This window comes from Rhodoferax sp. P1_F3, assembly GCF_056405715.1.
In genome coordinates this window covers 46,083-68,834 of sequence record NZ_JBFUBO010000009.1, presented here as the reverse complement: position 1 = coordinate 68,834, position 22,752 = coordinate 46,083, and the positions used below count along the sequence as shown (strand labels likewise).

Sequence of the window (22,752 nt, the reverse complement as noted above, 5' to 3'; positions counted from 1 at the left end):
CTCAGCTCTGCACCAGCCGCTTGGAGTTTGAAATCGACATCAAGATCCCCAGCGCCAGCCCTAGCGTCACCATGGCGGTACCGCCGTAGCTGATGAAAGGCAAGGGCACGCCCACCACGGGTAGGATGCCGCTGACCATGCCCATGTTCACAAAGGCGTAGGTGAAGAAGATCATGGTCGCCGCTCCGGCCAGCAGGCGTGAGAACAGCGTGGGCGCCTCCAGCGCAATGGCCAGGCCGCGCAGCACCAAAAAGATGAAGGCCGAGATCAGCGCCAGCGTGCCGATCAGGCCAAATTCTTCGGAAAAAGCCGCAAAGATGAAGTCGGTGGTGCGCTCGGGGATGAACTCCAGGTGGGTCTGCGTGCCCTTCATGAAGCCCATTCCGGTGACGCCGCCCGAGCCAATGGCAATCATGCCCTGGATGATGTGGAAGCCCTTGCCCAGCGGGTCGCGCGTGGGGTCCAGCAGGGTGCAGATGCGCTGCTGCTGGTAGTCATGCAGCACGGGCCAGCGCACACCATCGGCGCAGAGCTGCGGTTCAAAAAACACGATGAGCACAATGCCTATCAGGCCAATAGCCACAGGCGGAATCACCAGCTTCCAGCTCATGCCGGCAAAGAAGATGACCGACAGGCCCGCGGCCAGCACCAAGAGCGCGGTGCCCAGGTCGGGCTGTTTCATGATCAGGCCCACGGGCACGGCCAGCAGAATGCCGGCCACGCCAAAGTCCAGCGGGCGCAGCTGGCCCTCGCGCTTCTGGAACCACCAGGCCAGCATCAGCGGCATGGCGATCTTGAGAATCTCGCTAGGCTGGATGGTCACGCCCACATTGAGCCAGCGCCGCGCGCCCTTTTTGGTGATACCGAAGAGGGCCACCGCAATCAGCAGCGCCACGCCCACGGTGTACAGCGGCACGGCCACGGCCATGAGGCGCTGGGGCGGGATCTGCGCCACCACAAACATGATGGTGGCGGCGATCAGCATGTTGCGGCCATGGTCCTCAAAGCGGGTGCCGTGGTCGTAGCCCGAGGAGTACATGGTCAGCATGCCCGCGCAGGCCAGCAGGAACACGGCAAACGCCAGCGGCCCGTCAAAACCCGCAAACCAGGGCGCAATGCGGTGGCGCAGGGGGACTTTTCCGAATTGGTACGACATCCCCGAATTATCCCGCCAACTATCATGGCCCTATGGCTTCATCCCGCATCACCCACCTGCTTTACCTGCACGGTTTCCGCTCCTCCCCGCAGTCCACGAAGGCACGTACGCTGGCCGCCCACATGTCGGCCCACCATCCGCAGGTGCACTGGTGGTGCCCGCAGCTGCCGCCTTCCCCCAAGGCGGCGATGGAGCTGCTGCTGGAGGGCATTGCCGCCTGGCCGCGGGAGACCATGGCGGTGGTGGGCTCCAGCCTGGGCGGTTTTTATGCCACCCATGTGGCCGAACACACGGGGTGCCGTGCCGTGCTGGTGAACCCAGCCGTGGATCCCGCGCGCGACCTGGCCAAGTACATCGGCGAGCAAACCAGCTGGCACGCCCCGGAGGAGCGCTTTTTCTTCCGGCCCGAGTATGTGGACGAGCTGAGTGCCCTGACCTGCGGCCCGCTGGCCCACCCAGATCGGTATTTGGCCTTCATCGCCAAGGGCGACGAGGTGCTGGACTGGCGCGAAATGCACGCGCGCTATGCCGTCAGCCCCATGCGCCTGCTCGAAGGCGGCGACCATGCACTGAGCGACTTTGACGATCACCTGACTGAACTGCTACGGTTTATGGGCCTCGAGTAAGCTGGTTCCACCCGACACCCCCGAAAGGACGCCCCATGACCTCCCCCCTTTCCCGCTTGTTGCTGGGCCTGGCTACCGTGGCGGCACTGGCCGGCTGCGCCACCCCACCGCCGCCCAGCCTGTACACCCGCCTGGGTGGCAAACCCGCCATTGACGCCGTGGTGTCCGAGATGATTGACCGCACGGTGGCGGACCCGGCCACCAAACGCACGTTCGAGGGTGTGAAACTGGCCCCGCTGAAGGCCAGCATTGCAGAACAGGTGTGCCAGGCCAGCGGCGGCCCCTGCGTCTACAAGGGCGATAACATGAAGCTGGTGCACAAGGGCCTGGGCATCACCACGGCAGAATTCAACGGCCTGGTGGGCCACCTGGTCGCGGTGCTCAACAAATACAACGTGCCCGCGGCGGAGCAGAAAGAGCTGCTGGGCGCGCTGGGCCCCATGGCGCCTGACATCATCGAAAAACCCTGATTCGCACGGATACAGATGCACGGCCGAAGCCGGGGCGTTTTGCGGGGACAATCACTCCCCTATGTTTGTACTGTTTGAAGAAGCCGGAAAGTTCATGGCCGGTCGGGTGCTGTCGGAGGCGGAAGCCTCTGCACAGGTGGAGCTGGATTCCGGCAAGCGCGTCAAGGTCAAGAGCGCCAATATCCTCATCAAATTCGAGAAACCCGCCCCGGCGGAGTTGATCGCGGCCGCCCAGAGCCAGGCCCAGGCGATTGAGCTGGAGATGGCCTACGAGTTCTCCCCGGATGAAGAATTCGGCTTTGCCGACCTCGCCAAGGACTACTTCTCGGCCAACGCCACGCTGACCGAACAGGCCGGCATGCTGTTCAAACTGTTCGACACGCCGCACTACTTCCGCCGCGCGGGCAAGGGCCGCTTCAAGAAAGCCCCGGCCGACATCATTGCGCAGGCCCTGGCCGCGATTGAGAAAAAGCGTGTGATCGCCGAGCAGATCGCCCAGTGGGCGACCGACCTGGGCACGGGCACCTGCCCCGACGCGATCAAGGAGCAGCTTTACAAAATTCTGTTCAAGCCCGACAAAAATGCGCCCGAGTACAAGGCCGTGGTCGAGGCCAGCCGCGCCACGCACACCGCGCCGCTGGAACTGCTGCAAAAGGCCGGGGCCATTGCCTCGCCCTACCAGTTCCACTGGAAACGCTTTCTGCTGGAGAACTTCCCCAAGGGCACCGGTTTTCCTGCGATCACCGCGCCGCCCGTTGCGGACGAACTGCCCCTGGCACCGGTGCAGGCCTATTCGATTGACGATTCGCAAACCACCGAAATTGACGATGCCTTGAGCGTGCAAAGGCTTGGCAGCGGCACGGTCACCATTGGCGTGCACATTGCGGCGCCCGGCCTGGCCGTCCAGCCCGGCAGCCCCATCGACGTGCTGGGCCGCGCGCGCCTGTCCACGGTCTACATGCCGGGCTACAAGGTCACCATGCTGCCAGACGACGTGGTGCAGACCTACACCCTGCAGGAAGGGCGCGACTGCCCGGCCCTGTCGCTGTATGTAACGCTGGATGAAGCCACGCTGGAGATCAGAGGCAGCGAGACCAAGCTGGAGCGCGTGCCGATTGCCCACAACCTGCGCCACGACCAGCTCGACGCCGTGGTCACCGAGCCCTGGCTGCTGGACCCCGCGTTTGAACATGAAATCACGCCGCAGCCCCTGCCAGCATTGCGCGAGCAGCTATCATTTTTATACCGCCTGGCACGCGACCTGAAGGCCAAACGCGAGGTGGTGCGCGGCAAACCCGAAACCTTCAACCGGCCGGACTACAACTTCCGCCTGCAGGGCAACAACGGCACGGAGCCGCAGGGCGACGAAACGGTATTGATCAGCATCCGCCAGCGCGGTGCGCCCCTGGACCTGATCGTGGCCGAGGCCATGATCCTGGCCAACAGCACCTGGGGCAACCTGATGGCCGAGATGGGCGTGCCCGCCATCTACCGCAGCCAGGCCAGCCTGGCGCCCGGCGTGAAGGTTCGCATGGGTACCAAGGCGCTGCCGCATGCGGGCATTGGCGTCAAAAGCTACGCCTGGGCGACCTCGCCACTGCGCCGTTACACCGACCTAGTGAACCAGTGGCAGATCATGGCCTGCGCACGCCACGGCAAGACCGCGGCGCTCGTCGCGCCGTTCAAGCCCAAGGACGCCGAACTGTTTGCCATCATCTCGGCGTTTGACACCGCGTACAGCGCCTACAACGGCTACCAGGGCGCCATGGAGCGCTTCTGGACCCTGCGCTATGTGCAGCAGCACGGCATCACCGAACTGGTGGCCACCGTGTTCAAGGAGAACATGGTGCGCGCCGACGACATTCCGCTGGTGCTGCCCGTGATGGGCGCGCAGGGCATGCCGCGCAACGCCAAGGTACGCATCAAGCTGGGCGAGATGGACCTGATCACGCTGGACGTGCACGGCACGGTGGCGGAGCGGCTGGACGTGCCGGCTGACACCCCGGCGCCTGAAGAGGACGAAGGCGACGACGACGAAGTGGCCGGCCCGATTGCCATTGCCGTGGATGTGAGCGACGCGCCTGAGGGCGGCAGCGATAATTCTGCTTCGTGAAGCTGCGCAACATCACCACACTCCAATGGGCCCTGGGTGCATCCATCGCGGTGCACGCGGTGCTCTTGACCGTGCGCTTTGTGGACCCCGAGGCGTTCAACCGCGTCTTTGAGGACAAGCCGCTGGAAGTGATTCTGGTGAATGCCAAGAGCAACGAAAAGCCCGACAAGGCCCAGGCCATCGCGCAGACCAGCATGGCCGGTGGTGGTGATGTGGAAAAAGGCCGGGCCACCAGCCCGCTACCGCCATCTGCGCTGATGGACGTGGGCGACTCGCTCCAGGAAGAATCGGCCCAGAAACTGCAGACCCTGCAGGAGCAACAAAATCTGCTACTAGCCCAGGTGAAAAACCTGCTGGCCGCGCTGCCCCCACCCGACCCCAGCCAGCAAGCCAACAAGGCCGAGCAGGCCGACCGCGAAGAAAAGCGCAAGCAACTCATCAAGCTGCTGGCCGAGATTGAGCGGCGCATCAACATGGAAAACGCGCGGCCCAAGAAGCGCTATGTAAGCCCCGCGGTGCGCGAAGAGGTGTACGCCGTGTACTACGACGCGCTGCGTCGTGCGATTGAAGACCGGGGCACCGAGAACTTTCCGCAAAAGGGTGGCAAGAAACTCTATGGCGAACTGACCATGGTGGTCACCGTCAACTATGACGGCCGCGTGCTCGCCACTGAGGTGGTGCAAAGCTCGGGCAACCCCACGCTGGACAAGCAGGCCGAAGCCATTGCCCGCACGGCCGGACCCTTTGGCACCTTCAGCACGCCCATGCGCCGCCAGGCAGACCAGATCCTGGTGGTGTCGCGCTTCAAGTTCACGCGCGAGGAAACGCTGGAAGCCAAGGTGTCGGCCTCGCAATGAAGCAGGTACTGCGTTGGCTGGTGTTGTGCATCGTGGCCCTCGTAGGGCTACAGTTGTACTTTGTGGCGCGCATCGCCGCCATGGCCGTGGTGGCGCCGCAGAGTACGGCATTCGAGCGTTCCGAGGCCTGGCGCGTCGCCACCGAAAAGGGCGAGCTGCGCTGGCGCCAGGAGTGGGTGGACTACGCCCAGATTTCCGACCACCTGAAGCGGGCAGTGATTGCATCGGAAGACGACGGGTTCAGCCAGCACGATGGCGTGGACTGGGAAGCGCTGGAAAAAGCCTGGGCCAAAAATGCCAAGGCCGAGCAGCGCGCCGAGTTGCGCGCCCCCACCGGCAAGGCCCCGGCCAAGCCGCCCAAGATTGTGGGGGGCTCCACGATCACGCAGCAGTTGGCCAAGAACCTGTTTCTGTCAGGCGAACGCACGCTGGTGCGCAAGGGGCAGGAGTTTGTGTTGACGCTGTTGCTGGAGCACTTGCTGAGCAAGGAGCGCATTCTGGAGATTTATCTCAACAGCGTGGAGTGGGGAGAAGGCGTGTTTGGTGCAGAGGCTGCCGCCCAGCACTACTACCGCAAGCCCGCCAGCAAGCTCACGGCCTATGAGGCCGCACGTCTGGCCGTGATGTTGCCGCGGCCCAAGTACTTTGAGAAGGTTCCCAACTCGGGTTACCTGGCCAGCCGTGCGGGGACGATTGTGGCGCGGATGTCGGACGCACAGCTTCCTTAAGTCGGAACGTTTGTACGCGTGGCGTGTTGGTACTCGCCCGCAGCTGACCAGGGGTGAGCCCCGCCGCTCGTGTCCCCCGGGCCGTGAGGGCCCTCCTCCTTGACCTCGCTTTGGTGCTCACCCCTGTTCCTCTGCTCGGATTGTGTGCCTCACGCATCAAAAACTCGGCTCCGGTGGGTGGGGTGCTCTGCGCAGTGAGGTCAAGGAGGAGGGCCCTCACGGCCCGGGGGACACGAACGGAGCAGAGCACCCCGCCCGCCGGAGCCAGCGAGAGAGAAAACCCGCAGCTCCACACCGGTATTCGGTAGGTATCATCCCCGCCATGCTAGCCAAGATGATGAGTTTCTTTTTGCTCGGTTTGATCCGGGTGCTGACCGGTGCGCAGGCGCGCTGGCACGGCTGCCCGCCCAAGGCCGAACAGCGCATTTATTTTGCCAACCACCAAAGCCACGCCGACCTGGTGATGATCTGGGCCGCGCTGCCACGGGAGCTGCGCCACATCACCCGCGCCATTGCCGCCAAAGACTACTGGACCAAGACGCCATTCAAGAAATGGCTCACCACCGAAGTGTTCAACGTCATCTACGTCTCGCGCGACCGCAGTGCGGTGGAAGACCCGTTGGAGCCACTGATCGAAGCGCTCACCAATGGTGATTCGATCATTCTGTTCCCAGAAGGCACGCGTGGCCACTTTGAGGAGCCGCAGGCCTTCAAGGCCGGGCTGTACAACCTGGCCACCAAGTTTCCCAACGTGGTGCTGGTGCCCGCGTGGATCAACAACGTGCAGCACGTGCTGCCCAAGGGCGAGGTAGTGCCGGTGCCAGTGCTGTGCTCGGTCACCTTTGGGGCGCCCGTGCAGGTGGAAGCTGGCGAGGAGCGCCGTGCATTTCTGGACCGGGCCCGCAACGCCGTGATGGCCCTGCGCGAGGTATAGCCATGTACTTTTATCTGAAAAACCTGACCGCCACGCAGCAGATCGGCGCGCTGTTCTTCATCGTGTTCGGACTGCTGTTCCTCGCTAGCTGCGTGTCCCTGGTGCTGTCCCTGCGCGAGCACGGCGATGACGACGCGGGCGATTTGCGTCGCAAGGAGCTGAAGAACCTGGACGGTGTGATCCGCACCAGCTGGCTCATGATGTTTGTGTTCTGGATCGGTTGGGTGGCGGGCGACTGGGTGGCGCTCACGCTGTTCGGCCTCGTGTCCTTCTTCGCGCTGCGCGAGTTCTTGACGCTGTCCCCCACGCGCCGCGGTGACCACCGCAGCCTGGTGTTGGCCTTCTTTGTGGTGCTACCGATCCAGTACTGGCTGGTGGGCACCGAACACTTTGACATGTTCGCCGTGTTCATCCCCGTGTTTGTGTTTCTGGCGCTGCCGCTGACCAGCGCGCTGGCCAACGACCCGCTGCGCTTTCTGGAGCGCAATGCCAAGCTGCAATGGGGCATCATGGTCTGCATCTACGGCATGAGCCACGTGCCTGCGCTGCTGATGCTGAACTTCCCCCACTACAACAACAAAAACGCCTTCATGGTCTTCTTTCTGGTGCTGGTGGTGCAGACCTGCATGGCCGTGCAGCACCTGGTCTCGCGCAAGCTGCAGCGCGCGCCCGTGGCGCCCGCCATCAGCCGCAGCTTCAACTGGCCCAGCTGGTGGATTGGCATTGGCGTGGCCAGCGTGTTTGGTGCTGCGTTGGCTGGCATCACACCCTGGGTACCGGGCACGGCATTCGCCTTCAGCTTCATTGCCTGCGTGGCAGGCTCCATGGGGCACTTTGTCATGAAGGCCCTCAAACGCGACCGCGGCATTCCGAGTTGGGGCGACGAGGGCACGGGCGTCACGGGTGCCGGCGGCCTGCTGGACCGGGTGGACGCGCTGTGCTTTGCTGCACCGGTCTTCTTCCATTCGGCCAGGTGGTATTTTGACCTCTAGCCCCCGTGGAACCTGCGCGAGTAGCTACTAAAACCATAGCATGCGAATTCTTGGCATAGACCCCGGCCTGCGCACCACCGGATTCGGCATCGTGGACGTGGTGGGCGCCGACGTGCGCTATGTGGCGAGCGGCACCATAGGCACACAACACCTGGACACGCGCGCCCTGCCCGAGCGCCTGAAGGTGCTGTTTGACGGCATCCGCGAAGTCGTGGAGCGCTACCAGCCCACCTGCGCGTCTATCGAGATCGTGTTCGTCAACGTCAACCCGCAGTCCACGCTGTTGCTGGGCCAGGCGCGTGGTGCACTGATCACCGCACTCGTCACCGCCAACCTGCCGGTAGCGGAGTACACCGCGCTGCAAATGAAGCAAGCCGTGGCCGGACATGGCCGCGCGCACAAGGACCAGATCCAGGAGATGGTGAAGCGCCTGCTGAGCCTGCCCGGCCTGCCGGGGCCTGATGCGGCCGATGCGCTGGGCCTGGCCATCACCCACGCGCACGCGGGCAAGGCGATGGCCAGGCTGGCCGCGGCCGATGGTCTGGGAGGCAACGGCAAGTCGTCCTACCGCGCGGGGCGCAGCCACTAAGCTACCGAAATTCTGTGGAATGGCTTGCCCAAGCAGGCAGGACTGCCTGGTGTGAATCAGGCCTTGGTGTCCAGCAGGGCGCCGGCCATCTTGTTGCTGGTTTTGAAGACGGCCAGATTGGCCATGAAGCTGTGCTTGGCCTGCAGCTGCGACACCACATCGGTCTCCAGCGCATTGCCCGCGGTTTCGGCCCGGCGCACCGAGGCGGTCACGCCGCCACCCGACTGCTCGGTCTGCACGGTTTCCTGGCGTTTGAACCCTTCGGTGGCCAGGTTGGCGACGTTGTGGGCCGTGGTATCGAGCTTGGTTTGGGCCGCGTTCATTCCCGAGAGGGCAATGGAAGACAAGGAGTTCATGCGGCAATCCTTTCGCGGCGGAGCCAGAAGCAGCTGCCCCTATTATGCAACCCGCTCCAGAATCAGCACCGTGAAAAATCCCCCTGCCGCAAGCAGGGTCCATTTCAGCGTCATCCAACCATAGCGCTTGAAGCGCGGGTGGCCGGTGCCAACATAGAACGCGAAGCACACGGCCGCGCCCAGCAGGCAAAGCATGATCAGCCAGCGAAATAGCAGCATGTGCCTAGCTCACGCGAGCAACTCGCCGCCGGGCCGCCCCAAGGCGAGTTAGCCCCCTTGGGGGGCAGCGACCCGTGCAACGGTGGAGCGTGGGGGCCATATCACCAGGCCCGGGCAGGCTGGGCGAAGCCCACGGGGGCCTGTTTCACGTCTTCGAAGGTCACCACTTCCCAGCATTCGGGGTGGGCCTGTAGCTCGCGCAGCAGCTTGTTGTTCAGCGCATGGCCGGAGCGGCGCGCGCTGTAGGCGGCCAGCAGCGGCTTGCCCACGATGTAGAGGTCGCCCATGGCGTCCAGGATCTTGTGCTTGACGAACTCGTCGTCGTAGCGCAACCCGTCGGCATTGAGCACCTTGTAGTCGTCCATCACGATCGCGTTGTCCAGACCACCGCCCAGGGCCAGGCCGTTGGAGCGCATCATTTCAACGTCTTTGGTGAAGCCAAAGGTGCGGGCCCGCGCAATGTCACGCGAATACGAGCCGGTGCTCAAGTCAAACTCCACGCGCTGGCCGGTGGAGTCCACCGCCGGGTGGTTGAAGTCGATCTCGAAACTCAGCTTGTAGCCATGGTAGGGCTCCAGGCGTGCCCACTTCTCGGTGGGGCCACTGCCTTCGCGCACTTCCACAGGCTTGGTCAGGCGGATGAAGCGGCGCGGCGCGTTCTGCATTTCGATGCCCGCGCTTTGCAGCAGGAACACAAAGGACGCTGCCGAACCGTCCAGGATCGGGATCTCCTCGGCCGTGATGTCCACAAACAGGTTGTCGACCCCCAGCCCGGCACAGGCCGACATCAGGTGTTCCACCGTGTGCACCTTGGCATTGCCGCACGACAGCGTGGACGCCAGGCGCGTATCGGTCACCGATTCGGCCGAGACCACAATGTCCGGCGCATTCGGCAAATCCACCCGGCGAAACACGATGCCCGTATCCGGCGCCGCAGGCCGCAGCGTGATTTCCACACGCTGGCCGCTATGCAGGCCCACGCCCACGGCGCGGGTCAAGGATTTGAGGGTTCGTTGTTTCAGCACAGGCTGGATTTTACCGGGGCGCCAATTCACCTTCAGTCTGCCTGCTTACGCAAGAAAGCGGGGATTTCGTAGTCGTCCATGCCGCCACTGGACAGGGCGTCCACCTTGGCCGCCGCTTGTGTGCGGTTGGTGCGCCACACGCTGGGGGTGGCCATGCTGCCGTAGTCGGGCTGGGCCGCGCTGGCACCTGTGCCACCCAAGGCCGTTGCCGCGCCGGAGGGCGATGCAATGGTGTTGAGCGTGGGCACATGGAAAGGCACGTTGTCGGTACCAGTACGCAGCACTTGCAGCGGAGGGGCTGTGCGACGCGCGCCTTGGCGGGACAGGCCGGTGGCCACCACGGTCACGCGAATTTCCTCGCCCAGTGAGTCGTCGTAGGCCGTGCCGTAGATCACGTGCGCATCGGGCGATGCGTAGGCGCGGATGGTGTTCATCGCCAGCTTGGACTCGGACAGCTTCAAGCTGCCCTTGGCGGCGGTAATCAGTACCAGCACGCCCTTGGCGCCCGACAGGTCGATGCCTTCGAGCAACGGGCAGGCCACGGCTTGTTCGGCGGCGATGCGTGCACGGTCCGGGCCCTTGGCCACGGCGGTGCCCATCATGGCCTTGCCGGGTTCGCCCATCACAGTGCGCACGTCTTCAAAGTCGACGTTCACATGGCCGGGCACGTTGATGATTTCGGCAATGCCGCCCACGGCGTTTTTGAGCACGTCGTTGGCGTGGGCAAAGGCTTCGTCCTGGCTCACGTCGTCGCCCAGCACTTCCAGCAGCTTTTCGTTCAGCACCACGATCAGCGAATCCACATTGGCTTCGAGCTCGGCCAGGCCGCTGTCGGCGTTGGTCATGCGGCGGCCGCCTTCGAAGTCGAAAGGCTTGGTCACCACGCCCACAGTCAGGATGCCCATTTCCTTGGCCACGCGCGCAATCACGGGGGCAGCACCGGTACCGGTGCCGCCGCCCATGCCGGCGGTGATGAAGAGCATGTGCGCGCCATGGATGGCGGTGCGAATGTCGTCTTCAGCCTGTTGTGCGGCGTCACGGCCCTTGTCAGGCTTGCTGCCGGCGCCCAGACCGCTGCCACCCAGCTGGATGGTCTTGTGGGCGCTGCTGCGGGACAGGGCCTGTGCGTCGGTGTTGGCGCAAATGAATTCCACGCCACCCACGGCGGTCTGGATCATGTGCTCGACCGCGTTGCCGCCGCCGCCGCCCACGCCGATGACCTTGATTTGGGTGCCTTGGTTGAACGCTTCTTCTTCGATCATTTCGATGGCCATGTTGTTACTCCTGAAAAACTATTTGAATGAATACTTGAAAACTGGATGAGGGGATTGCGGTCGGTGTTCATTTATGAAGGCGGACTCCCCCGTGCAAGCCAAAGTCTGTGTTTCATGGTTAAAAGTTCCCCACGAACCAGTCCTTGACGGAACCGAATGCTGTTTTCATCGAGCCGGCTTTTTGCGCCACCTTGTAGCCGCGCATGCGGGCCAGGCGGGCTTCTTCCAGCAGGCCCATGACGGTGGCAGCACGGGGCTGCGCCACCATGTCGGCCAACGCGCTGTTGTATTTGGGTATGCCGCGGCGCACGGGCTTCAAGAAGATGTCCTCGCCCAGCTCCACCATGCCCGGCATGATGCAGCTGCCACCCGTGAGCACGATGCCGCTGGACAGCACTTCTTCGTAGCCCGACTCACGCATCACCTGGTTCACCAGGGAGAAAATTTCTTCGATGCGCGGCTCGATCACACCGGCCAGCGCCTGGCGGCTCAGCATGCGCGGTCCACGGTCGCCCAGGCCAGGCACTTCTACCTGGGTCTCGGGGTCCACCAGCAATTGCTTGGCGTGGCCGCTTTCGACCTTGATGTCTTCGGCGTCCTTGGTCGGGGTGCGCAGGGCCATGGCGATGTCGCTGGTGATCAGGTCGCCCGCAATCGGGATCACGGCCGTGTGGCGGATCGCTCCGTTGGTGAAGATGGCCACGTCGGTGGTGCCGGCGCCAATGTCCACCAGCGCCACGCCGAGTTCACGTTCGTCTTCGGTCAGCACGCTGAGGCTACTGGCCAGAGGGTTCAGCATGAGCTGCTCCACCTCCAGGCCACAGCGGCGCACGCATTTGATGATGTTCTCGGCCGCGCTCTGCGCGCCGGTGACGATGTGCACCTTGGCTTCCAGGCGGATGCCGCTCATGCCGATGGGCTCGCGCACGTCCTGGCCGTCGATGATGAATTCCTGTGGTTCCACCAGCAGCAGGCGCTGGTCGGTGCTGATGTTGATGGCCTTGGCGGTCTCGACCACGCGGGCCACGTCAGCCTGCGTCACTTCGCGGTCCTTCACGGCCACCATGCCACTGCTATTGATGCCGCGGATGTGGCTGCCCGTGATGCCGGTATAGACCCGCGTGATCTTGCAGTCGGCCATCAGCTCGGCTTCTTTGAGGGCTTGCTGGATGCTGGCCACCGTGGCGTCGATGTTCACCACCACCCCACGCTTGAGGCCGTTGCTGGGCGCTACGCCGAAGCCCGCGAGCTTGAGTTCGCCACCGGGCATGACCTCGGCCACCACGGCCATGACCTTGGCGGTTCCGATGTCCAGCCCGACGACTAGATCCTTGTATTCTTTTGCCATAGTTGCACCTGGTACTTGCTGTTTCCGCTACTTTTTGGGCGCATCCGCTGCCAGCGTGGTCACGCCGCGCAGCCGGATGGCATACCCGTTCTCATGCCGCAGGTCCGCCGACTCCACAGCCGTCAGTGGCCGTGCGTAGCGGGTGGAGACCTGCGTCAAGGTTTTCAAAAATCGATCCACGCGCGCGTTCACTTCGTCCGCATGGCCACGGCCCAGCTCCAGCACGGCGCCGCTGTCCAGGCGCGCGCGCCAGCTGCCACGGCCGGTCAGCTCCAGCTGCTCCAGTGGCAATTCCATCTTGTCAAACTGCGGCGCCAGCACGCGGTACAGCGCCAGCACCTCGGCGCTTTGGCCCTCGGGGCCGTTCAGTCGCGGCAGCGCTTCCTGCTCCACCTCGCCCACGTTGGCCTCGAACACTTCGCCGTAGTTGTTGATCAGGCGCAGCTCGGGGTCGACGCCCCAATAGGCCACGGGTTGGTGTTCCTGCAGGTCCACACGCAGGCGGTTGGGAAACTCGCGCCGCACCACCGCATGGCGCACCCAGGGCACCGCCTCAAACGCCGAGCGCACACGCGCCAGATCCACGGTGAAGAAGGTGCCATTCAGGCCCGGCGCCACGTTGGCGCGCAGGGTCAGCGGGTTGTTGTGGTTCATGTCGCCAGTGACGCTGATGCCCTGCAGGTCAAACACCGGCAGACGCGACACCCAGCGCGCCGCGGCCACCATAGCCAGTCCGGCAAACGCCAGGAACAACACCGCAGCGGTGGTGTTCATGAGTTTGACGTCCAGCGGGGTGGCCACAGAGGATGTCATACGGCCCCCACGCTTGCCACTGCGTGTGCTGCGCTGCCCCCCGAGGGGGCCCTCACGCCTTGGGACGGCCCGGCGGCGTTCATCATGCGTGGGCCTTCCCATCGGTGGTGGTGCTTTGCAGCAAACGCACGCACAGGTCTTCGTAGCTGATGCCGGCGGCGCGGGCCGACATGGGCACCAGCGAGTGGCCGGTCATGCCGGGCGAAGTATTGATCTCCAACAGGTAGGGCGTGCGCGTCTTCGCGTCGATCATCACGTCGGCCCGTGCCCAGCCGCGGCAGCCCAGCACCTGGTAGGCCTTGCAGACCATGGCTTGGATCGCTTCTTCTTCACCCGCGGGCAACTCGGCGGGCACCAGGTACTGCGTCACATCGGTGAAGTACTTGTTCTGGTAGTCGTAGTTGCCATCGGGCGCGACGATGCGGATCACCGGCAGTGCTGCGGGCGCCTCGGTCGGGCCCCAGATCGGGCAAGTGACTTCGTCACCCGCAATGAACTGTTCGCACAGCACCATCGCATCGTGCTGCGAGGCCAGTGCGTAGGCTGCGTCGCACTGGTCGGCCGACATCACCTTGGTGAAGCCGATGGAGGAGCCTTCGCGTGCGGGCTTGACGATCATGGGCGCGCCCAGGGCCGCAAACGCGGCGTGCGTCTGTGCAGCGCTGGTAACTTGCTGCCAGGCGGGGGTGGACAGGCCCTCAAAGCGCCAGATGCGCTTGGTCATGACCTTGTCCATGGAAATGGCCGAGGCCATGACACCCGAGCCGGTGTAGGGGATGCCGAGCAATTCCAGCGCACCCTGCACCGTGCCGTCTTCGCCAAAGCGGCCGTGCAGCGCGATGAAACAGCGCGCAAAGCCTTCGCGTTTGAGGTCATCCAGCGGACGCTGGGATGGATCGAACGCGTGTGCGTCCACACCCTTGGACAGCAGGGCCTTGAGCACACCGCTGCCCGACATGAGGGACACCTCACGCTCTGCAGACGCGCCGCCCATGAGCACCGCCACTTTTCCGAGATTCAAGTCATTTTGAGCCATAACCCTCATCCACGCTGCGCGAGCAGCTCCTGTTTTTGTAGCATGTCAGCAATCTTTCCGGGTACGGCACCGATGGAGCCTGCGCCCATGCACATCAGCACATCGCCATCGCGCGCGTTGTCAATCGCGGCCTGCGGCATGTCGGCAATCTCATCCACAAAGATGGGCTCCACCTTGCCGCCTATGCGCAGTGCGCGCGCCAGCGAGCGGCCGTCGGCCGCCACAATGGGAGCCTCACCCGCGGCATAGACCTCGGCCAGCAGCACAGAGTCGGCGCCTGCGCCAATCACCTTCACAAAGTCTTCAAAGCAGTCCCGCGTGCGCGTGTAACGGTGCGGCTGGAAGGCCAGCACCAGGCGGCGGCCCGGGAAGGCACCGCGTGCGGCAGCCAGCGTGGCGGCCATTTCCACGGGGTGGTGGCCGTAGTCGTCGATCACGGTGACCGTGCCGCCCTGCGGCAAAGCCAAGTCGCCGTAGCGCTGGAAGCGGCGGCCCACGCCCTTGAACTCGGCCAGCGCCTTGACCACGGCGGCGTCCGCAATGTTCAGCTCCACCGCCACAGCAATGGCCGACAGCGAGTTGAGCACGTTGTGCAGGCCCGGCAGGTTCAGCACCACCTCCAGGTCGGGCAGCACCACGCCGTTGCGGCGCTGCACGGTGAAGTGCATCTGGCCGCCCACGGCGCGCACGTTCACAGCGCGCACCTCGGCGTCTTCGTTGAAGCCGTAGCTGGTGATCGGGCAGGTGACCTGCTCGCTGATCTCGCGCACGGCCGCATCGTCGGTGCAGAGAATCGCCGTTCCGTAGAAGGGCATGCGGTGCAGAAAATCGACAAAGGCTTTCTTGAGCTTGCCGAAGTCGTGCCCGTAGGTCTCCATGTGGTCGGCGTCGATATTGGTCACCACGGCCATCACGGGCAGCAGGTTCAGGAAGGACGCATCTGACTCGTCGGCTTCCACCACGATGTAGTCGCCACTGCCCAGGCGCGCATTGGCACCGGCACTGTTTAAGCGACCACCAATCACAAAGGTGGGGTCCAGCCCGGCCTCGGCCAGCACGCTGGCCACCAGGCTGGTGGTGGTGGTCTTGCCGTGGGTGCCGGCAATCGCAATGCCTTGTTTGAGGCGCATGAGCTCGGCCAGCATCAACGCACGCGGTACCACGGGAATCTTCATCTCGCGAGCACGGATGACCTCGGGGTTGTCAGATTGCACAGCCGTGGAAGTGACCACCGCATCGGCGCCCGCCACGTTGTCGGCGGTGTGGCCCACGTAGGTGCGAATACCCAGAGCCGCCAGGCGCTGCGTGGTGGCGTTGTCAGCCAAGTCGGAACCGGAGATGGTGTAGCCAAGGTTGCTGAGCACCTCGGCAATGCCGGACATGCCGGAGCCTCCGATGCCCACAAAATGAATATGTTTGACAGCGTGTTTCATCGTGCGAGCTCCTCGCAGGCAGCCACAACCGCTTCGGTGGCGTTCAGTTTTTGCATTTTTTTGGCCTCTAGCCCTCGTTGAATCAGCGCGGGGCGCTCTGTTTTTTGTAGCAATGCTGCCAGCGCCTCGGGTGTCATGTCCGCCTGGGGCAGCAGCCAGCCAGCGCCCTGGTCGACCAAGAAGCGGGCGTTGAAGGTCTGGTGGTCGTCCACCGCAGCGGGGAATGGCACAAACACCGCCGCGGCGCCCACGGCGGCGATCTCGGTCACGGTGCTGGCGCCGGCACGGCAGATCACCAGGTCGGCATCGGCAAACGCCTGGGCCGTGTTGTCGATAAAAGGAGTGAGCGTGGCCTGCACACCGGCAGCCGCGTAGTTGGCGCGCAGCTCGTCGATCTGCTTTTCGCCGGCCTGGTGCGTCACCACGGGGCGCTGGGCTTCGGGGATCAACGCCAAGGCTTGGGGCACCACGGTGTTGAGCGCGCGCGCGCCCAGGCTGCCACCCACCACCAACACTTTGAGCGGGCCGCTGCGGCCGGCAAAGCGGGTTTGTGGTTCGGGTTGGTTCAAAAATTCGGTGCGCAGCGGGTTGCCCACCCACTCGGCCTTGGCCAGCACCTGGGGGAACGCTGCGAACACGCGATCGGCCACGCCGGCCAGCACTTTGTTGGCCATACCGGCCACGGAGTTTTGTTCATGCAGCACCAGCGGCTTGCCCAGCAGCACGCCCATCATGCCGCCCGGGAAGGTGATGTAGCCGCCCAGGCCCACCAGCACATCGGGCTTCACGCGGCGCACCACTTGCAGGCTTTGCCAGAAGGCCCGCAGCAGCTTGAACGGCAGCAGCGCCAGTGTGGTCAGGCCCTTGCCACGCACGCCGCCAAAGTCCACCAGCTCCAGCGGAATGCCGCGGGCCGGGACGATGCGGCTTTCCATGCTGCCAGGCGCGCCCAGCCAGTGCACGCGCCAGCCCTTGTCCAGCAGGGCCTGCGCCACGGCCAGGCCGGGGAAGATATGACCACCTGTGCCGCCGGCCATGATGAGTGCTGTCTTCTGGCTCATACACGGCCTCCGTGCATGAGTTGCCTATTCTCATAATCCACCCGCAGCACTACGGCGATTGAAATCAGGTTCAACAGAATGGCCGAGCCGCCGTAGCTCATGAGTGGCAGGGTCAGGCCCTTGGTGGGCAAGGCGCCCAGGTTCACACCCATGTTGATGAAGGCCTGAAAGCCCATCCAGATGCCTACGCCCTGCGCCACCAAACCGGCAAACACGCGGTCCAGTGCGATGGCCTGGCGGCCGATGTGCATGATGCGGCGGGTCAGCCAGAGGAACAGGCCAATCACCATGACCACGCCCACCAAGCCAAACTCTTCGCCGATCACGGCCAGTAAGAAGTCGGTGTGCGCCTCGGGCAGCCAGTGCAGTTTCTCGACGCTACCGCCCAGGCCCACACCAAAAATCTCGCCGCGCCCAATGGCAATCAGCGAGTGCGAGAGCTGGTAGCCCTTGCCTAGCGTCAACTTTTCATCCCAGGGATTCAGGTAGGCAAAGATGCGCTCACGCCGCCATTCCGAGGTGGCGATCACCAGCGCAAACAGCAGTACCAGAATGGTGGCGATCAAGAAGAACATGCGCGCGTTCACGCCACCCAAAAACAAAATACCCATGGCGATCACGGCGATCACCATGAAGGCGCCCATGTCGGGCTCCGCCAGCAGCAACAGACCAATGATGGCCACCGCTACGCCCATGGGCAGCACGGCACGGAAGAAGCGTTCCTTCACATCCATCTTGCGCACCATGTAGTCGGCTGCGTACAGCAGCACGGCGAACTTGGCCAGCTCGGAGGGCTGGAAGTTCATGATGCCCAACGAGATCCAGCGCCGCGCGCCGTTCACGCCCTTGCCAATGAAGGGCACCAGCACCGCAATCAATAGAACCAGCGACAGCACAAACAGCCAGGGCGCCACCTTCTCCCAGGTGGCCAGCGGAATCTGGAACGCAATCAACGCGGCCACAAACGCCACCAGCAGCGACAGCACGTGGCGCACTACAAAATGGGTGTGCGCATAGAACGCGAACTTGGGGTTGTCGGGCATGGCAATCGAGGCCGAATACACCATCACCAGGCCCCACAACAGCAGGGTCACGGTGACCCAGACCAGCGGCTGGTCAAACCCCTTCACCTGCGTGGGCGTAGTGCTGGCCGCAAACGAACCGCGGCCACCCAGGCGCACGGGCAGCGCGCCCGTGGCGACTTCGGCCTCGGCGCCGAACCAGCCGGCCAGACGTTGGCGCAGCGCGTTCATGCGGTGTGCTCCATGTCCACGCCGTTGGCCAAGGCCAGCGCGCGCACCGCGTCGCAAAAGACCTGGGCGCGGTGTTCGTAGTTCTTGAACATGTCAAAGCTGGCGCAGGCCGGCGACATGAGTACCGCATCGCCCGCATGGGCGCGCGTGTTGGCCAGGGCCACAGCCGACTCCATCGAATCAGCATCCAGCAGCGGCACCTCGGCCGAGGCAATGGCCTCGCGGATCAGCGGCGCATCACGGCCGATCAGCACCACGGCGCGCACATAGCGGGCAATAGGGGCGGCCAGCGGCGTGAAGTCCTGGCCCTTGCCCTCGCCGCCCAGAATCACCACCACCTTGCGGTCGGCGCCCAGGCCCTGCAGCGCGGCCACCGTAGCGCCCACGTTGGTGCCCTTGCTGTCATCAAAGAATTCGACTTCGTTGAGGATGCCAATCGGCTCCACACGGTGCGGCTCGCCGCGGTACTCGCGCAGGCCAAACAGGATGGGGCCCAGCGCGCAACCGGCGGCGGCACACAGCGCCAGTGCGGCCAGCGCGTTGCTGGCGTTGTGGCGGCCGCGGATGCGCAGGGCATCGGCCGGCATCAGGCGCTGGATGTGCAGCTCTTCCTCGTCGTCCTTGCGTTTTTTGCGTGTCTCGTCGGCTTCCAGTGCGCGCACCAGCCAGACCATGCCATTGACCTCTTCGATACCAAAGTCACCGGGGCGCTGGGGCATGTCGCCGCCAAAGGTGGTGTGGGCGCGCTCCTGCGGACGCTGCAGTTTGACGCGCAGTGGCGCGGGCAACATGGCCATCACACCCGCGTCGTCGCGGTTCAGCACCATCAGGCCGGTCTGACCGAAGATGCGTGCCTTGGCAGCGGCATAGGCTGGCATGCTGCCATGCCAGTCCAGGTGGTCTTGCGTCACGTTGAGCACTACAGCCGCCGTGGGCTCAAAGCCCACCACGCCATCGAGCTGGAAGCTGGACAGCTCCAGCACCCAGACCTCGGGCAGCGTGTCGGCATCCAGATGGCCGCCCAGCGTGTCCAGCAGCGTGGGGCCAATGTTGCCGGCCACGGCCACGGTCTTGCCTGCGTGCGCGACCAGCTGGCCGGTCAGCGAGGTGACGGTGGTCTTGCCATTGGTGCCGGTGATGGCCAGCACCGCGGGGGCGTAGGCCCGGGCCGTGCGCAGCGCCTGCAGCGCCATGGCATACAAGTCTAATTCACCTCCAACCCGCACGGACTCTGCGTTAGCAGCTACCAAAACAGGAGCGACTTCTGTGGGGCTCAGACCGGGGGAGCGATACACCGCCTGCAGGTTCTGGCCTTCGACCAGTGCAGCGTCAAAGGCACCAGGCACAAAGCGCACCAGCGGCAGCTCCTGCTGCAGCATGGCCAACTGGGGTGGGGATGCGCGCGTGTCGGCCACGGTAATGTGGGCCGCACCTGTGCGGACGCACCAGCGCGCCATGGCCAGGCCGGAGGCGCCCAGACCCAGGATCAGGATGTTCTGGCCCAGCAGCGGCTGAAAGGGTGCATCCACCATTGGCTCCGGAGCGAAGGCCTCCTCAAGCGCCACCTGCACGTCGTCCACCAGCACCACAGGCTCGGCCTTCTCAGCATGCGTGTCCGCAAAAATCTGCGCCACAAAGGCCGCCGCGTCGCGCGCGGCTGTCAGCGTGGTGGGCAGGCCACGGGCTTCCTTGGCAGATTCCTCCGGCTCAGCAAGCTCGACCACGACAGGTACGGCCTCTACGGCAGGCATGTCTGACACCTCTTCCGGCGTAGCAGGCTGTGCGTCGTGCGCAGACGCCGGCACCCCGCCGTCCGGAAGGGACGCTGCGGGGTGTTCGCCGGGGAGGTGCTCTTCGTGTTCGTTCATCGCAATTTCAGGGTGGACAGGCCCACCAGGCAGAGCAGCATGGTGATGATCCAGAAGCGGACCACCACCTGGGTTTCTTTCCAACCCGACTTTTCAAAGTGGTGGTGCAGCGGCGCCATCTTCAGCAGGCGGCGGCCTTCGCCAAATTTCTTTTTGGTGTACTTGAAGTAAGTCACTTGCAGCATCACCGACACGGCTTCGGCCACGAAGACGCCGCCCATGATGGCCAGCACAATTTCCTGCCGCACGATGATGGCGATGGTGCCCAGGGCACCGCCTAGGGCCAATGCGCCCACATCGCCCATGAACACCTGCGCGGGATGCGTGTTGAACCACAAAAACGCCAGGCCCGCACCAGCCATGGCCGAGCAGAAAATCAGCAGCTCGCCCGAGCCCGGGATGTAGGGGAAGAACAGGTACTTGGAATACACCACGCTGCCGGTCACGTAGGCAAACACGCCCAGTGCCGAGCCCACCATCACCACGGGCATGATGGCCAAACCATCGAGGCCATCGGTCAGATTCACCGCATTGCTGGAGCCCACGATCACCAAATAGGTCAGCACCACAAAGCCCAAAACCCCCAAGGGGTAGGTCACTTCCTTGATGAAGGGCAGCAACAGCCCGGCCTTGGGCGGCAGGTTCACATCAAACCCCGAACGCACCCAGTTGAAAAACAGCTCAATCACGCGCAGGTTGGAGCTTTCGGAAATGCTAAACACCAGGTACAGCGCGGCCAGCAGGCCAATCACCGATTGCCAGAAATACTTCTCGCGCGAGCGCATGCCCTCGGGGTCTTTGTGCACCACCTTGCGCCAGTCGTCGGCCCAGCCAATGGCACCAAAGCCGAGGGTCACCAGCAGCACGATCCAGACAAAGCGGTTGGACAGGTCGGCCCACAGCAGCGTGGAAGTGGCAATGGCCAGCAAGATCAGCACACCGCCCATGGTGGGCGTGCCGCTCTTGCTCAAATGCGTTTCCATGCCGTAGCCGCGGATGGGCTGGCCAATCTTGAGCTCGCGCAGGCGGCGAATCACATAGGGACCTGCCGCCAGGCCGATCAACAAGGCCGTCATGGCAGCCATCACCGCACGGAAGGTGAGGTACTGGAACACGCGAAAAAACCCGAACTCGGGCGACAGGCTTTGCAGCCATTGGGCCAGGCTCAGCAGCATGAAAACTCTCCAAACAGATCAGGCCACATGGGATGGGGCCTCCGGTAAAACGGGGGATGCCGACAGGGCTTCGACCACGCGCTCCATACGCATGAAGCGCGAACCCTTGACCAGCACGCTGGCCACACGGGGCAGCAAAGCGAGTGCGGCGTCGTTGAGCGCGTGCACATCGTTGAAATGGCGGGCCACGGCACAGGTCTGCACCACATGCACGCTCAAGGCACCCAGCACCAGCACGTGGTCGATGCCGCGCGCCTGGGCATAGGCTCCGGCTTCGGCATGGAACTCGGGGCCTTGCTCGCCCACCTCGCCCATGTCGCCCAGCACCAACAGGCGCGGGCCCGGCAGGTCGGCCAGCACATCGATGGCGGCGCGCACGGAATCGGGATTGGCGTTGTAGGTGTCGTCCACCAGCGTGGCGTCCACGGACGCCGCCGACAGCTGCATCGCACGGCAGCGGCCCTTGACCGGAAGGAAGGCATTGAGGCCCTGCTCGACCGCAGCCACGGGCACACCTGCCGCCAGCGCGCACGCAGCGGCGGCCAAAGAATTTTTCACGTTGTGGCGGCCCGCAATGGCCAGCCGGTACGACAGCGCGCCTTGCGGTGCTGTGGCCTGCACCTGCCAGGCGCCACCCGCCCACTGCGCCTGCTGGCCCACCACCTGGGCCGTGGGCGCATTAACCGCAAACTGGCTGCTGGCGCGCACACCGGCCAGGCCTTGCCACAGTGGGGTGAAGGCGTCATCGGCCGGGAACACCGCCGTGCCATTGGTAGGCAGGGACTGAATCACTGCGCCGTTTTCCCAGGCCACGGCTTCCACGGTTTGCATGAATTCCAGGTGTTCGCGCTGCGCGTTGTTCACCAGGGCCACGGTGGGTTGCACCATGGCGGCCAGCACCGGAATCTCGCCCCGGTGGTTCATGCCCAGCTCGACCACGGCGATGCGGTGTTCGGCGCGCATGCGCAGCAACGTCAGGGGCACGCCAATGTCGTTGTTGAAATTGCCCTGGGTGGCCAGGGCCGCACCGTTGGGGGCGTAGGCATCCAGAATGCTGGCCAGCATCTGGGTCACCGTAGTTTTGCCGTTGCTACCGGTCACCGCAATCACCGGCAGTGTGAACTGGGCACGCCACTGCGTGGCCAGCTGACCCAGGGCGGCTTTGGTGTCGGCCACCTCTACACGCGGCAGGCCTGCGGGGTAAGACGCAGCATCCAAGCCAGCGTGGCACAGGACCGCCGCTGCGCCTTGGGCCTGGGCGTCTTGCAAAAAATCGTTCGCGTCAAAGCGCTCACCACGCAGCGCCACAAACAGGTCGCCGGGGGCAATGGTACGGGTGTCGGTGTGCACGCGCAGGATGCGGGTGCTGGGGTCGCCCACGGCCTGTCCGCCGGTCCACGCAGCCAGTTGGGCCAGTGTCATCATG

The 22,752-nt window shown here is 64.2% G+C and carries 22 protein-coding genes; 8 read left to right on the top strand and 14 right to left on the bottom strand.

What is annotated here, in order from left to right; translation table 11 throughout:
• Window position 1 precedes the first annotated feature (1 nt).
• Window positions 2-1,156 (bottom strand): rod shape-determining protein RodA, encoded by a 1,155-nt coding sequence (rodA, locus tag AC1DZ5_RS15460; RefSeq protein ID WP_477890583.1) that lies wholly within the window; start codon window positions 1,154-1,156, stop codon window positions 2-4.
• 32 nt (window positions 1,157-1,188) lie between these two features.
• Between rodA and AC1DZ5_RS15455 the strand changes: the two genes are divergently transcribed.
• The 8 genes from AC1DZ5_RS15455 to ruvC all read left to right on the top strand — a co-directional run bounded on the left by AC1DZ5_RS15455 (window position 1,189) and on the right by ruvC (window position 8,465).
• Window positions 1,189-1,782, top strand: a complete 594-nt coding sequence (locus tag AC1DZ5_RS15455; RefSeq protein ID WP_477890581.1) for a YqiA/YcfP family alpha/beta fold hydrolase — start codon at window positions 1,189-1,191, stop codon at window positions 1,780-1,782.
• 35 nt (window positions 1,783-1,817) lie between these two features.
• The gene (locus AC1DZ5_RS15450; RefSeq protein ID WP_477890579.1) at window positions 1,818-2,252 is read left to right on the top strand and encodes a group I truncated hemoglobin; all 435 of its coding nucleotides are present in this window, start codon (window positions 1,818-1,820) and stop codon (window positions 2,250-2,252) included.
• Between the two features lie 61 nt (window positions 2,253-2,313).
• Entirely contained in the window at window positions 2,314-4,365 is a 2,052-nt protein-coding gene (locus tag AC1DZ5_RS15445; protein WP_477890577.1) for a ribonuclease catalytic domain-containing protein, read from the top strand.
• The gene (locus AC1DZ5_RS15440) at window positions 4,362-5,222 is read left to right on the top strand and encodes an energy transducer TonB (protein WP_477890575.1); all 861 of its coding nucleotides are present in this window, start codon (window positions 4,362-4,364) and stop codon (window positions 5,220-5,222) included. The genes AC1DZ5_RS15445 and AC1DZ5_RS15440 overlap by 4 nt, the downstream gene beginning before the upstream one ends.
• A complete protein-coding gene (gene mtgA / locus AC1DZ5_RS15435; protein WP_477890573.1) occupies window positions 5,219-5,950 on the top strand; it encodes a monofunctional biosynthetic peptidoglycan transglycosylase in 732 nt (243 codons plus the stop codon). Before AC1DZ5_RS15440 ends, mtgA begins: the two co-directional genes overlap by 4 nt.
• Before the next feature lie 322 nt (window positions 5,951-6,272).
• Complete coding sequence (locus AC1DZ5_RS15430; RefSeq protein WP_477890571.1) at window positions 6,273-6,884, top strand: lysophospholipid acyltransferase family protein; 612 nt, start codon at window positions 6,273-6,275, stop codon at window positions 6,882-6,884.
• Window positions 6,885-6,886: 2 nt separating this feature from the next.
• Window positions 6,887-7,876: a phosphatidate cytidylyltransferase gene (locus AC1DZ5_RS15425; protein ID WP_477890569.1), complete on the top strand. Its 990-nt coding sequence runs from the start codon at window positions 6,887-6,889 to the stop codon at window positions 7,874-7,876.
• A 40-nt stretch (window positions 7,877-7,916) separates the two neighbouring features.
• A complete protein-coding gene (gene ruvC, locus AC1DZ5_RS15420; protein WP_477890567.1) occupies window positions 7,917-8,465 on the top strand; it encodes a crossover junction endodeoxyribonuclease RuvC in 549 nt (182 codons plus the stop codon).
• A gap of 56 nt (window positions 8,466-8,521) precedes the next feature.
• On the opposite strand, the gene AC1DZ5_RS15415 is transcribed toward ruvC, so the two are convergent.
• From AC1DZ5_RS15415 to AC1DZ5_RS15355, 13 genes are all read right to left on the bottom strand, one after another.
• Complete coding sequence (locus AC1DZ5_RS15415; RefSeq protein WP_477890565.1) at window positions 8,522-8,821, bottom strand: flagellar basal body protein; 300 nt, start codon at window positions 8,819-8,821, stop codon at window positions 8,522-8,524.
• Between the two features lie 42 nt (window positions 8,822-8,863).
• On the bottom strand, window positions 8,864-9,040 hold the full coding sequence (locus AC1DZ5_RS15410; RefSeq protein ID WP_477890563.1) for a hypothetical protein: 177 nt from the start codon (window positions 9,038-9,040) through the stop codon (window positions 8,864-8,866).
• A gap of 101 nt (window positions 9,041-9,141) precedes the next feature.
• The gene (lpxC, locus tag AC1DZ5_RS15405; RefSeq protein WP_477890561.1) at window positions 9,142-10,065 is read right to left on the bottom strand and encodes a UDP-3-O-acyl-N-acetylglucosamine deacetylase; all 924 of its coding nucleotides are present in this window, start codon (window positions 10,063-10,065) and stop codon (window positions 9,142-9,144) included.
• A 32-nt stretch (window positions 10,066-10,097) separates the two neighbouring features.
• Entirely contained in the window at window positions 10,098-11,339 is a 1,242-nt protein-coding gene (ftsZ, locus tag AC1DZ5_RS15400; protein ID WP_477890559.1) for a cell division protein FtsZ, read from the bottom strand.
• A 118-nt stretch (window positions 11,340-11,457) separates the two neighbouring features.
• Window positions 11,458-12,687 carry a cell division protein FtsA gene (gene ftsA, locus AC1DZ5_RS15395; RefSeq protein WP_310340352.1) on the bottom strand — a complete coding sequence of 410 codons (1,230 nt, stop codon included), beginning with the start codon at window positions 12,685-12,687 and terminating at the stop codon, window positions 11,458-11,460.
• Window positions 12,688-12,714: 27 nt separating this feature from the next.
• The gene (locus AC1DZ5_RS15390; RefSeq protein WP_477890557.1) at window positions 12,715-13,500 is read right to left on the bottom strand and encodes a cell division protein FtsQ/DivIB; all 786 of its coding nucleotides are present in this window, start codon (window positions 13,498-13,500) and stop codon (window positions 12,715-12,717) included.
• Window positions 13,501-13,582: 82 nt separating this feature from the next.
• Complete coding sequence (locus tag AC1DZ5_RS15385) at window positions 13,583-14,536, bottom strand: D-alanine--D-alanine ligase (RefSeq protein ID WP_477890555.1); 954 nt, start codon at window positions 14,534-14,536, stop codon at window positions 13,583-13,585.
• A gap of 5 nt (window positions 14,537-14,541) precedes the next feature.
• Window positions 14,542-15,969 (bottom strand): UDP-N-acetylmuramate--L-alanine ligase, encoded by a 1,428-nt coding sequence (gene murC / locus AC1DZ5_RS15380; RefSeq protein ID WP_477890553.1) that lies wholly within the window; start codon window positions 15,967-15,969, stop codon window positions 14,542-14,544.
• On the bottom strand, window positions 15,966-17,030 hold the full coding sequence (murG, locus tag AC1DZ5_RS15375) for an undecaprenyldiphospho-muramoylpentapeptide beta-N-acetylglucosaminyltransferase (RefSeq protein WP_477890551.1): 1,065 nt from the start codon (window positions 17,028-17,030) through the stop codon (window positions 15,966-15,968). Before murG ends, murC begins: the two co-directional genes overlap by 4 nt.
• The gene (gene ftsW / locus AC1DZ5_RS15370; RefSeq protein WP_477890549.1) at window positions 17,027-18,283 is read right to left on the bottom strand and encodes a putative lipid II flippase FtsW; all 1,257 of its coding nucleotides are present in this window, start codon (window positions 18,281-18,283) and stop codon (window positions 17,027-17,029) included. The genes murG and ftsW overlap by 4 nt, the downstream gene beginning before the upstream one ends.
• A complete protein-coding gene (murD, locus tag AC1DZ5_RS15365; protein WP_477890547.1) occupies window positions 18,280-20,151 on the bottom strand; it encodes a UDP-N-acetylmuramoyl-L-alanine--D-glutamate ligase in 1,872 nt (623 codons plus the stop codon). Before murD ends, ftsW begins: the two co-directional genes overlap by 4 nt.
• Entirely contained in the window at window positions 20,148-21,326 is a 1,179-nt protein-coding gene (gene mraY, locus AC1DZ5_RS15360; protein WP_477890545.1) for a phospho-N-acetylmuramoyl-pentapeptide-transferase, read from the bottom strand. The genes murD and mraY overlap by 4 nt, the downstream gene beginning before the upstream one ends.
• An 18-nt stretch (window positions 21,327-21,344) precedes the next feature.
• A complete protein-coding gene (locus tag AC1DZ5_RS15355; RefSeq protein ID WP_477890865.1) occupies window positions 21,345-22,751 on the bottom strand; it encodes a UDP-N-acetylmuramoyl-tripeptide--D-alanyl-D-alanine ligase in 1,407 nt (468 codons plus the stop codon).
• Window position 22,752 lies beyond the last annotated feature (1 nt).